10 protein-coding genes are annotated in these 11,544 nt (G+C 42.7%); 5 read left to right on the forward strand and 5 right to left on the reverse strand.

From position 1 onward, the window contains the following. The first annotated feature begins 193 nt into the window (after nt 1-193). Nucleotides 194-1,003 carry a glycosyltransferase gene (locus tag VF575_01655; protein HEX8182288.1) on the forward strand — a complete coding sequence of 270 codons (810 nt, stop codon included), beginning with the start codon at nt 194-196 and terminating at the stop codon, nt 1,001-1,003. Beyond that, the gene (locus VF575_01660) at nt 1,000-2,478 is read left to right on the forward strand and encodes a flippase (protein HEX8182289.1); all 1,479 of its coding nucleotides are present in this window, start codon (nt 1,000-1,002) and stop codon (nt 2,476-2,478) included. Before VF575_01655 ends, VF575_01660 begins: the two co-directional genes overlap by 4 nt. An 83-nt stretch (nt 2,479-2,561) precedes the next feature. Here VF575_01660 and VF575_01665 read toward each other — a convergent pair whose 3' ends face one another. From VF575_01665 to VF575_01680, 4 genes are all read right to left on the reverse strand, one after another. Next, on the reverse strand, nt 2,562-3,473 hold the full coding sequence (locus VF575_01665; GenBank protein ID HEX8182290.1) for a glycosyltransferase family 2 protein: 912 nt from the start codon (nt 3,471-3,473) through the stop codon (nt 2,562-2,564). 15 nt (nt 3,474-3,488) lie between these two features. Then, nucleotides 3,489-4,673 (reverse strand): hypothetical protein, encoded by a 1,185-nt coding sequence (locus tag VF575_01670; GenBank protein HEX8182291.1) that lies wholly within the window; start codon nt 4,671-4,673, stop codon nt 3,489-3,491. Between the two features lie 393 nt (nt 4,674-5,066). Then, a complete protein-coding gene (locus tag VF575_01675; GenBank protein HEX8182292.1) occupies nt 5,067-6,212 on the reverse strand; it encodes a type II CAAX endopeptidase family protein in 1,146 nt (381 codons plus the stop codon). Further along, complete coding sequence (locus tag VF575_01680; protein HEX8182293.1) at nt 6,213-6,431, reverse strand: hypothetical protein; 219 nt, start codon at nt 6,429-6,431, stop codon at nt 6,213-6,215. A 308-nt stretch (nt 6,432-6,739) separates the two neighbouring features. On the opposite strand from VF575_01680, the gene VF575_01685 reads away from it, so the two are divergent. From VF575_01685 to VF575_01695, 3 genes are read left to right on the forward strand one after another with little or no spacing between them, the layout of a single operon-like run. Further along, on the forward strand, nt 6,740-7,975 hold the full coding sequence (locus tag VF575_01685; protein ID HEX8182294.1) for a glycosyltransferase family 4 protein: 1,236 nt from the start codon (nt 6,740-6,742) through the stop codon (nt 7,973-7,975). Then, nucleotides 7,972-9,174 (forward strand): glycoside hydrolase family 57 protein, encoded by a 1,203-nt coding sequence (locus VF575_01690; protein HEX8182295.1) that lies wholly within the window; start codon nt 7,972-7,974, stop codon nt 9,172-9,174. Before VF575_01685 ends, VF575_01690 begins: the two co-directional genes overlap by 4 nt. After that, nucleotides 9,174-11,126 (forward strand): glycoside hydrolase family 15 protein, encoded by a 1,953-nt coding sequence (locus VF575_01695; GenBank protein ID HEX8182296.1) that lies wholly within the window; start codon nt 9,174-9,176, stop codon nt 11,124-11,126. The genes VF575_01690 and VF575_01695 overlap by 1 nt, the downstream gene beginning before the upstream one ends. Before the next feature lie 73 nt (nt 11,127-11,199). On the opposite strand, the gene rpmG is transcribed toward VF575_01695, so the two are convergent. Then, a complete protein-coding gene (rpmG, locus tag VF575_01700) occupies nt 11,200-11,484 on the reverse strand; it encodes a 50S ribosomal protein L33 (protein ID HEX8182297.1) in 285 nt (94 codons plus the stop codon). Nucleotides 11,485-11,544 lie beyond the last annotated feature (60 nt).

Consider the following 11,544-nt stretch of genomic DNA (forward strand, 5'->3'; position numbering starts at 1 on the left):
TAAAATTACAAAAAAGTATTTGACATGGCCCGTTAATAAACTGTCGATATTGATATTTATGCCGTCTTTAATCATGCAACTTATTTATAATCGGATGATTGGATTTAATACTATTCACCTACACTGGACATATCCGTTCTCTGTTGATAATCGAGTTCCAATGCATCGATACATAACTACTTTAAATCACTTCGTGTTTATTAATGCATTAGCTATTTTAAAATACAAAATAGTTTGGACGGTTCATAATATCTTACCTCATGAACAAGAATCTTTAAATGATACAAAGGTAGTTCGTCGAATTATTAAACGCTCTACATTAGTTATTGTACATTCATCGCAAATTTTAAAAGAAATGGCTGACTTAGGTTTTGAGACAAGAAACACTCGTGTGATACCTATTGGAAGTTATGACAATATTTATACAAATACCTATAGTGTGCATGCTGCCAGACAGAAATTATTAATCAAAAAAAATGAAATTGTTATATTATTTTTTGGCATAGTTAGGCCCTACAAAGGCTTGGAGATATTGATTAAAGCAATTCGGATTTTGAATTCAGCAAATATCAAGTTAATTATTGCAGGAAAAGCAACCGAAAATGAATACATGCTCTCATTGCGTACGCAAAGTGAGGGATTGAGAGTCGAATTTTATGATCAGTTTATACCTGACGAAGATGTATGTTTATATTTTGCAGCATGCGACTTAGTCTGCTTGCCTTTCAAAAAGATTACAACGAGCAGCTCTGTACTTTTAGGTATGGCATTTAAAAAAGCAGTAGTCGTACCGAAAATGGGTATAATGCATGACTTTCCTGAAAATTCTGCTTTTTTTTACACTAATTCAACTGCTGAAGATTTAGTGAAAATTTTACGAATAGCTATAAATCAACAGAGCCTGCGAAAAGTGGTTGAATTGAATGGATACGAATATAGTAAATCCCTAAATTGGCAAAATATATCTAAATTAACATACGAAGCATTTAGAGAGATTCTATGAGTGATTCAGATATAAATATTCTCAGGAAAAAAATTGCTCTGAGCGGATTAGGGCAATTGATAAGCAAGTTTGGAATAATAATATTATCGATTTTCACCCTAAAGTACTCTACAAACATTTTGGGCGCAGACTTATATGGACAATATGCTGTTGTTATTTCTTACGTTTCAATCTTTTTGTTATTTACTGACTTAGGCTTAAGCTCAATTACTAGTAGAGAGCTTTCGAAACATCCTGAAAATAGCGAGCGGATATTAGGTAATAGTTTTTCACTTAGATCAGCGATTTCAATAATACTCATACCAATTGTTATTGTATTAGGTTTTTTATTGTATAACGAAAAAACGGAAAGTATAAAATTTGGAATAGCCCTAATGGCAATAACATTGCTGTTTAGTGCCTTACAATCTACTGCTTCCACCATATTTACTTCTCGCACCAGAAGTGACATCCCTGCATATATAAACTTGTTAAATAAGCTCACATATTTACTGTCTATATTGGCAGTTGGTGCTTTAGGATTAGGATTTTATGGATTTATATATGCATCGATATTCGCCGCCATCATTTCCACTATAGTTAGCATTGTATGGTCTTCAAAACTGGTAAAAATCAAGCTTCGATATGAAATTCGATCATGGAAAAATATTGTTATTGTGGCACTACCACTTGGAATAATACAGATCGTTAACGTAATATATTATAAAATTGATACGTTGATGCTTTCTATTTTTAGATCGGCTGATGAAGTTGGTGCATATTTTATCGCCTATGGTGTTATAGACATAGCTATGTCTATTCCTAGTATGCTAATGCTATCTCTTATGCCTACTATGTCAACAGCTCGTAGCTTGAAAAAGTTAATCAAGATTACAGAAAAAGCGTTTTACTTAATGCTACTTCTTAGTCTTCCTCTTACGGTATTTGGAGCGATAATAAGCTCGCACATTATACTTTTTATTTCTAGTCCTCAATTCATTTCTGCCGCACAGCCGCTAAGCATACTTTTAATTGGATGCATATTTTCCTACTTAAACTATGTATTTGGTTTCGCTGCCGTGTCAATTAATAAACAAGCTAAAATGCTTAAAGTATCGCTTGCGACTATCGCAATAAATATAATGCTTAATTTATATTTCATACCACATTACGGCATTACGGGCGCGGCCACAGCAACTTTCATTACCGAAATTATTGCACTTATAGCAATATATAACGTATTTAAGAACGAGACAGGTTTTAAAATTAACTTTTTAAAAATCTGGAAACCGATATTTTCGATTGCCGTAACCGCCCCCATTGGCCTATTAATTACCAATGTAATTAATCTGAATATTATTACAGCACTACTTATGTCTTGCGCTTTAGTGTTGATGTATGGAATTATATTAGCGGTTTTAAAGGCTTATCCGGAGGATGTACTAGTGTTGGCAAAAATATTTGTTCATAAAGCTAAGTCAATGATCCGAACATGATTCAACCAATGATAATTATCAACATATTTACAGTCATATAATAAGATCGCTGACACTCTACTTTACGGTATAAAAATAAGACATTAAACTCTTTGCCCAAATTTTTTAAAAGCATAATCTACATAACCTTTAAGAATTGCAAATACAATCATAATCTTTGCCGGTGCGGGACTACGTAATATCATCACAATCTTTTTTAATGATGCGATGAAGTGTCTGAGTAAATAGAATTTATTCACGTGATTCTTATGTTTATGTAGGAATAATAAAGAATTTCTAGTTACATAGTATTGATAATTGGGGGTAAAAAAGCCACCTGTCGACGCCGAGACTGCATGGCGACATATAGCTTTCGGGACATATGTTATTTCATATTTCATATCACTGAAAGAAACAGACCAATCTGTTTCTTCGTAATACAAAAAGAAACTTTCATCCATAAGTCCTACCTTTTTTATTGCATCGATACTTATCAGCATTGCGCAACCGCTCGCTCTACTTACTGGCTGAATTTGTTCATATTGCCTCGAATCAATCTCGCCTTGTCCACGATGTGGGCTCTCTCCTGTAGACCAGTCAATGTAGGCACCTGCATACCATAAAGCATTGCCGTCTATATACTTTATTTTTGGAGAAAGAATGGCACTCGATGGCGAAGCAAGAGCAACTTTCACAAGTTCTTCAAGGCACTTTACGTCTAGTATTGCGTCAGGATTCAAGATAAATATATAGTCTGAATTCTGTTGGTCAATAACTTTGCGAACCCCGACATTATTACCTGCCGCATAACCCAAATTGCTACCAGTATTAACTAGTTCTATATTTTGGAATTTTGATTTAACAAGTGTTCTTGTGTTATCACTAGAGTTATTGTCTATAACAATGATTTCCGATTTTAACGAAGATTGTATTACAGAATTGATGCAGTCCTCAATAAATGCTTGGCTGTTCCAAGTTAAAATAATTGTTGATATTATTGGATGTTTGTTTCTCATTGCCGCTTAGCTTATTTATTTGTTTATTTCATTTTGTATGATATGAAATGCAGGCTTTTTGATACCATCTTTGGTCATCAACCCATAAAAATTATCATTATCATCAGCCACTGTTGAGTTGTCTTTGAATGTGTACCAATATACTGAGTGCACCTGCGGCGTGCCCTTAGCTTCGTCAATAATCTGCTGCACGAAAGTCGCTTGCAGCTCTAAGCTGACATGGTCAAAAGATGAGTTATAAGGGACATCGAACGAATTGCGTATTTGTTTTGGCCCATTTGTGGGGATACCGATTTCATTTAACCAGATTGGTTTTTCAACATCATCATTTTTTGCCATTATCGATACTATATTGTTAGGAAGCCTCATTATTTTAGCCCAGCCATTGTTCTCTGCATTGACTTTAATTGACTGCAAATTTGTATAAGGATGATATGCAATTGCGTCAAAATAATTCTTACCACCATTATTGTATACGCCGTCAAGAAATGTTCTTGGATCAACATGCATAGCATTGCCGTCACCCGTACTACCTGAAAGTCCGCCAAGTAATACGACTGTCTTAGGATCGATTTTTTTTAGAGCCACATACGTATATTTTAAAAGGTCAACATAGTCTTTTACATTAGGTTGTGGTTTCCAAAAACTATATGTATTCGGCTCGTTCCATACTTCCCATGCTTCAACTTGTTTTCCGTAGCGTTCATATACCTGCGTAGCAAAATATGCAAATTTTTCAGGATCAGCTGGTGGACATAATGGCGACTCAACACAACTATCGGCTCGCGCCCAACGCGGAGTCCGATCTAATATTAGATTCGCTTTTAAGTTGTGAGCTCTTATGGCTTCCATAATTTTGTCAAAATTAGCCCAATCGTACTGTTCTTCAGATTGCGGTTGAACGATAGACCACTCTAAATCAAGTCTAATAGACTTAAAACCTGCATCTGAGATTTCTTTCAATTCACCGTTTAACGCATTGCTGTCTAAATAAGGAAGTTTACTCCCTATAGCAATTCCATTAAATAGAGGTTCTTTAGCGAATTCGTCAACGCTATCAATAGATTGTGTTTCAATTTTTGTAGGAATAACTTCTGACGGACGATATGCATAAGTCAGAATTGCTGCTGTTGTTGATAAAATGAGCAATATCAATATGAATTGGCGCCATTTCGATCGTATCAGTTTAGTTTTGGACATAAGCTCCCTATAAATATAGACTTAAACATTAAATCTGCATTATTTAAACTGAAAAGTAGCGCCTAAGCTTTACTTCCAAAATTATAAATATGCCACGGTAATACAATTGGCTTGGATACTTATAGTATGTCACATATCTATACAAGTTTCTGGTTAATATCCTAAACATTAAAATCCATCTTGATCTGTGTGAGGGCCAGCATAAGGTGAATATTCTCAATGGCGGCTATACTGGCTATATGAAATACCGAACTGCACTCATACTATTTGCAATAGCGACCGTTGGACCCCCTTGGTCTGCCTGCGGATTGACCCTATATACGTTCCACGGTCAGCCGATCGGATGGAGGAGGAGATCAGACTGTAACTGTTTCCCCATGAGTCAATTGTCTTTTACTGCAATACAAATACCGCCACAAGCCCGATATACGTCAGCTTGGCAGCGGCATTGACGCTGATTGTCAGTAGCACGTTCTGCTTCTTGTAATACACTGCAGCCAGCACAATACCCAGGATAGCACCAAGTACCGGCGTGAACATACCGCCACGATGGCCAAATGACATGCCGGCATATAATCCGGCCGACAGCACCGCTGCCAGTATTGGGTGCAGTAGCAGCATTGCCCGCTGCTGTATAAGCCCACGGAAAAATATTTCTTCGGCGATGGCAAAAACAATCGCTCCGAGCGCGACTAGTAATAGTGAGCTATCCCGGAAATCATACTGATTGCGTAGTAATGCATAGCCTAACAAACCAATGAACTGTCCTAGGATCAACATAAATGGTATAGCAAATAAGTAGCCATGGCGAGTCATTCTCATGCGGCTGCCGTCTGTCGGATAATCTAGTGTAAATAAGTACTGGTAAATCAGCCCAAGCGCTAGCAAGATAACTACAAGCACTGTCGTACGGACAAATACGGTCATTTCTGGCAAACTTAGGCTGACGAGCATTGTCAGCGGTATGATGGCAATGACAATATAGAACTGCCGGGCCCGTTCCTGGCGTACCGCCAGCCAGGTTAGGTTAGCGAAAACAGCAGCATTTACATACACTCCGATAAGCGGATTCACAAACAGCGCTAGCTGCGATGCAGCGATGACTACGATGATCCATACGAATAGCCATAGATTACGGCCGTAATGCTGCCCGGTATAACCGGTGGAATTTGTACCCTGAGTAATATTAGTAGGAGGAGTTATCGACTTTTTGAGCTTGGAGTTGTCGACTATGTCAGTTGGTGACACGTCTGTAGCGGTAAGCGCAGTAGGTGTAGCGACTTCCAATTTCTTCGGAGCCTTCTGCCCTACTTTGAACGGTTTGACAGGCTTTTTCCGTGTTGTATTCGTAGCAGCAGCTACTGCTTCGGTTTCGGATGCGTTTGGGGCAACCTTAAATGGCGCTGCCTGGACGGCAGACTTAGTTGCTTTGTCCGAGAGGTCTTCTCTTAGAAGTGGCGCCGTAAAGCGGTCGCGCATCGTCTGTCGCATTTGTTGAGCAGACGGCATCCGGATACGACGAAAATCTTTCGGCTTCATCTACGACTTCCCGACTTGCTTAATGACGGCGTACAACAAAATTCCGACGAGCACCATGAAGAGTGGCATGAATAGCCGTAAGTGCTTACGTTGTTCAGGTGCTGACTCCGCGTATACCAGCTCCACTGCAATCAGGGCACCTATAAGCAGCACCGTGTTCACGATAAGTGCCGTTTGCTGTACGGAATCATTAAATTCAAATGGAAACTTTAAAAACACGCTTAGTATACCTCAGTTATATACATCATAGTATATCCTTGCATGACAGGCAATTCGCTTTCGTTATACTTATGCTTGATGATTCATGGCGTAGAACATATGTAATTATTATAACCCTGTGACTAAACTAGCCATATCACCTTATTTGGGATCTGATCATAGAATGATCATTGCTGGCATAACTCTCTAGCGAGCGTAGATATCGTAATGAGTTATATCAACTGGCATTGAACTTTATTGTGGTTGTGCTTGTGTGAAATATTTCATATACTGAACTTAATAACATAAGCGCTTGATATGGGTAGTGGATGAAAATCTTGATGCTTGGGTGGGAATTGCCACCATATAACAGCGGAGGACTTGGGGTAGCTTGCTACCAGCTATGTAAGGCTCTCTCAGAACGACCAGATGTTGATATCGAGTTCGTACTTCCCTACGCTGCCGAACATGATATAGACTTCATGGAAATCACCGCCGCTATTCCGCAAGGTGTCGAGACGATAGTGGAAGCAGGCGGCGTGTACGACAGCCACAAATATGTGTATACAGATGGACACGAAGAGTGGCATGATATCGTTGGCCAGCAGCGGATGTTCGAAAAATCAGTCGGCCGCTTGGTAGATAGCCGCGAATTTGATGTCATACATGCTCACGACTGGCTGACATTTCGAGCTGGACTCCGAGCAAAAGCACAGTCAGGCTGCCCACTCATCCTGCATGTACACTCTATCGAACGTGACCGTGCCGGTGGTAATGACGGCAATCCGCTTGTCCGTGAAATTGAAGCTCTGGCGTTCTTGATGGCTGATCGTATCGTCGCTGTCAGCGCGCACACCAAACGAATGATCATGAAAGATTACGACATTCCCAGCGATAAAATTGATGTCGTTCACAATAGTATTGATCGCAGCCTGATGACACCGCTTGATGATAGCAATGCGTACCATTACTTACAGTCGCTCAAAGACGATGGCTGGCGGATAGTTACCAATGTCGGCCGCATGACCGTACAAAAGGGCCTATTTAACTTATTGCATGCGGCGCGTGAGGTCATCGCACGCCAGCCAAAAACGATATTTTTACTCGTTGGCAGTGGTGAGCAGTATAACGAACTGATTGCGCTCAGCGCTGATCTTGGTATATCAAAAAACGTTATTTTTACCGGCTTCCAGCGCGGCAAAAACTGGCGCGACAGCTTCGGCATTGCCGACTTGTTCGTTATGCCGTCAGTGTCTGAACCGTACGGTTTGACCGTGCTCGAAGCGATTGAATACGGAGCACCGGCTCTCATTAGTCACCAGTCGGGTGTCAGTGAAGCGATCATGAATTGCCTGCGTGTTGATTCATGGGATGTGGCTGACATGGCCAATCAAATTACCGCTGCCGTCCGTGACCGCAGCCTCCTTGAGGAACTTCATCACAATGCCTACCGCGAGCTATTGCAGCTATCTTGGAATGATGCGGCTGACAAGTTGCTGCATTTGTACAACCACCACGCCGCTGATCCGCATCTGCCGCGGCAAATCGTCGGAGTATACGCATGAAAGCCATAGTCCTCTATCTCCACGTTCATCAACCGTATCGTATACGTCACTACACAATCTTTGATGCTGGCAAAAACCACGATTACTTCGATGCGGCCTATGACAGTCGTGAGAGCAACGAACGCATCCTGCAGAAGGTCGCCGAGAAGTCATATTTGCCTACCAACGAGCGGCTGCTGACACTGCTACGCAATCATCCGGAGTTCAAAGTCAGCATGTCGATTACCGGTACGATTCTTGAACAGCTGGAGAAATGGTCCCCGCAGGCATTGCAGTCGTTCAAAGATCTTGTCGCAACTGGCCAGGTGGAAATCGTCGGTGAAACATATCACCACAGTTTGGCGTTTTTTTACTCACGGGCAGAATTCGAACTACAGGTGCGTATGCACCGTGAGAAGGTGCAGCAGCTGTTCGGGCAGACGCCAAAGGTATTTCGCAACACTGAGCTTGCGTACAACAATGACCTTGCCTATTGGGCCGACAAAGCAGGCTATAAGGGTATTTTGGCGGAAGGCTGGGACAAAGTACTTGATTGGCGCAGCCCGAACTTCGTATATCGTCCGACGTATACTAATAACATCCGCCTGCTCATGAAAAATTATAAATTGAGTGATGATATTGCCTTCCGCTTCGGCGATCAAAACTGGGAAGGCTGGCCTCTGACGGCCGATAAATTCTCGCATTGGCTCAATCAGGATCCTGATGCGACGAACTATAATTTATTCATGGATTATGAAACGTTTGGCGAGCATCAGTGGCATGAATCAGGCATATTCGAATTTTTGAACCATCTCCCGCAGGAATGGCTCAAGACAGAGGGTAATACATTTATGACTGTCAGCGAAGCTATCGATGCGTTTGATCCCCGTGACGAAGTGACTGTGCCGCAGACCGTTACCTGGGCTGATACGGAACGCGACCTATCGGCCTGGCTCGGAAATTCTATGCAGCAAGAAGCTATCCACGCTCTGTACAGCCTACAGGAACGGGTCATTGCGACGAATGATTTGGCGCTGATCGAGGATTGGCGGCGTTTGCAGACATCAGACCACTTCTACTACATGTGTACAAAATATTTTAATGACGGTGATATTCACGCATACTTTAGTCCGTATGCGACGCCGTATGAAGCTTTTATTAATTTCATGAACGCGTACCACGATGTATCATATCGATTAAAAGAAAAAGGAGTTGTCTGATGGGCCGACCTGTAATGCTCGGAAATGGTGCTTTAACGGTCGGGCTCAACGAGCAAGGTCTGGTGCATGATTTTTATTACCCCTATGTTGGCCTTGATAATCTGACGACGGCGCGGAGCATGCACCATATGATCGGCGTCTGGATCGATGGAGTGTTTTCGTGGGTAGACGACGGCTCGTGGGAGATACAGGTTGATTTCGAGACTGACGCCCTCGTCAGTAATATCACCATGGTCCATAAAAAGCTCCAAGTAGAACTGCATGCCGTTGACTTCGTTGACCCGGAATTGAATGCTTTTTGCCGGCAGATTACCATTACTAATGGCTCGTCCACCGATCGATCAATCCGGTTGTTTTTGCACCAGGTATTCCAGATCTCACGAGCTGGCCGAGCTGATACGGCACTGTTCGTACCTGATGAAAATTACCTGCTCGATTACAAAGGCCGCTGTTGCCTGCTCATCTATGGCCAAGATGCAACTGGCGCGGTCTTCGACCAATTCTCGGTCGGCAATTATGGTATTGAGGGCAAGCAAGGTACCTACAAAGATGCTGAGGACGGTGAGCTAACTAATAATGCCGTTGAACATGGCGGCGTCGATTCGGTGATGCGGTTTACCTTGTCGCTCGCTAGCGGCCAGAGCCAGCCGGTTGACTACTGGATAGCCGCTGCCGATTCCCAGCAAAGCTCAGAAGCGATTCATCACGTCGTCAAAAAAGACGGTTTGACGCTACGGCTCGATAAGGCTCGTGATTACTGGCAGACTTGGCTCGGTACCGGCGGTCAAGCAATCCAGGCAATGGACAGAGCGTATCAGCCGCTTGTTAAAAAGTCACTCATGCTTATCAAAGCTCACACTGATAAGCGCGGCGGGATTATCGCCTCCTGCGACTCGTCGATATATAATTACGGCCGCGATTATTACAGCTATGTCTGGCCGCGCGACGGCGCTTATGCCATGTGGCCGCTCATACGACTCGGCTATACGGAAGAGCCAAAAAAGTTTTTCGAATTTTGCCGCGATATCCTGAATCCTGATGGCTATTTGATGCATAAGTATCAACCCGACAAAGCGATCGGCAGTACCTGGCACCCGCTGCTCCATGGTAAACGTGCTGAGTTAGCAATTCAAGAAGACGAAACCGCCAGCGTTATCTATATGCTCGGTGAGTATCACGGCCATACTGGTGATGATGATTTCGTGCAAGGGCTGTACGAGACGTTTATTCGACCGGCCGCCGATTTCATGGCGAAATTTATTGATCCGCAAACAAATCTGCCGCACGCGACGTATGACCTATGGGAAGAAAAATTTCTAACCAATACCTACACCGTCGCGGTTACGTACCAGGCATTGCTCGTCGCCGCCGAGTTTGCTGAAAAATTCGGATATCCCGACAACGCACACGATTGGCAGGCGGCCGCAGTAACTATCGCCAAAGCAAGTGATGTCTTATATGACAATGGGCGCGGCCTGTACCGCAAAGGCTATTTGCTGCAAGAAGATGGATCGCTACGACATGACAGCACGCTCGATGTCTCAAGCCTGTATGGGGTGGTCATGTACGGTCTGAAGCCGTTCGGAGCACCAGAAGTTCAAACTACAGTACGCGCAATAGAAACGATTCTGCTCGATAAATCGCCGAGTGGCGGTTCGCCACGTTACGAAAACGATAATTATTTCGCGGTTGACCAATCATATCAAGGAAATCCATGGTTTGTAACATCGTTATGGCTGGCACAGTATTACGTTAAAGTTGATCGGCTAGATGCAGCGCATGGTATTATGCGCTGGACGATGGACCGGACGTTTCCGAGCGGTATACTCAGCGAGCAGATCAATCCAGTCAATAACGGGCCACTCTCGGTTGCTCCACTTGTCTGGAGCCATGCTGAATTCATCAATACGGCAATCGACCTGACGCAGCCACCTACTAATTCAAAGTCGTAAGTGCTGCGGCAGCAGGTTACTGTATATATAAAAAACTGCCGGATCCGGCAGTTTTTTTGATTGAGCGATATTATTATTTCTTTGGTTTGACTTCGTTGCGACCGAGGTTTTTCTTGGTTTCCAGGAACACGACGTGCTTGCGCAGCTTCGGGCTGTACTTTTTCAGGCTGAGCTTCTCAGGGGTGTTCTGAGTATTCTTGGTCGTATAGTAGATTCGTTCGCCCGACTCTTCACTCACAAGTCCTACGATTTTACGCTTATCACCTTTTTTTGCCATGACTAATCCTTTATGTCTGTTACTTATGTCAATCGTTTCCGTTAGTTTAACAGAGAACGGCCCTGATCGCAAGTCTACCATCGCCTGACAGGCATATATCCTTGCTTTACCGTAGATAACGCTTGTGGTAAGATATGAGTA

It is taken from the genome of Candidatus Saccharimonadales bacterium, from assembly GCA_036388415.1.
Taxonomy (GTDB): domain Bacteria; phylum Patescibacteriota; class Saccharimonadia; order Saccharimonadales; family UBA4665; genus UBA4665.

Bases quoted from the DNA above. Each gene is read 5' to 3' on its own strand.
- VF575_01670 (HEX8182291.1), bottom strand. From the start codon at position 4,673: ATGTCCAAAACTAAACTGATACGATCGAAATGGCGCCAATTCATATTG.
- VF575_01690 (HEX8182295.1), top strand. From the start codon at position 7,972: ATGAAAGCCATAGTCCTCTATCTCCACGTTCATCAACCGTATCGTATA.
- rpmG (HEX8182297.1), bottom strand. From the start codon at position 11,484: ATGGTAGACTTGCGATCAGGGCCGTTCTCTGTTAAACTAACGGAAACG.
- VF575_01685 (HEX8182294.1), top strand. From the start codon at position 6,740: ATGAAAATCTTGATGCTTGGGTGGGAATTGCCACCATATAACAGCGGA.
- VF575_01695 (HEX8182296.1), top strand. From the start codon at position 9,174: ATGGGCCGACCTGTAATGCTCGGAAATGGTGCTTTAACGGTCGGGCTC.
- VF575_01675 (HEX8182292.1), bottom strand. From the start codon at position 6,212: ATGAAGCCGAAAGATTTTCGTCGTATCCGGATGCCGTCTGCTCAACAA.
- VF575_01665 (HEX8182290.1), bottom strand. From the start codon at position 3,473: ATGAGAAACAAACATCCAATAATATCAACAATTATTTTAACTTGGAAC.
- VF575_01660 (HEX8182289.1), top strand. From the start codon at position 1,000: ATGAGTGATTCAGATATAAATATTCTCAGGAAAAAAATTGCTCTGAGC.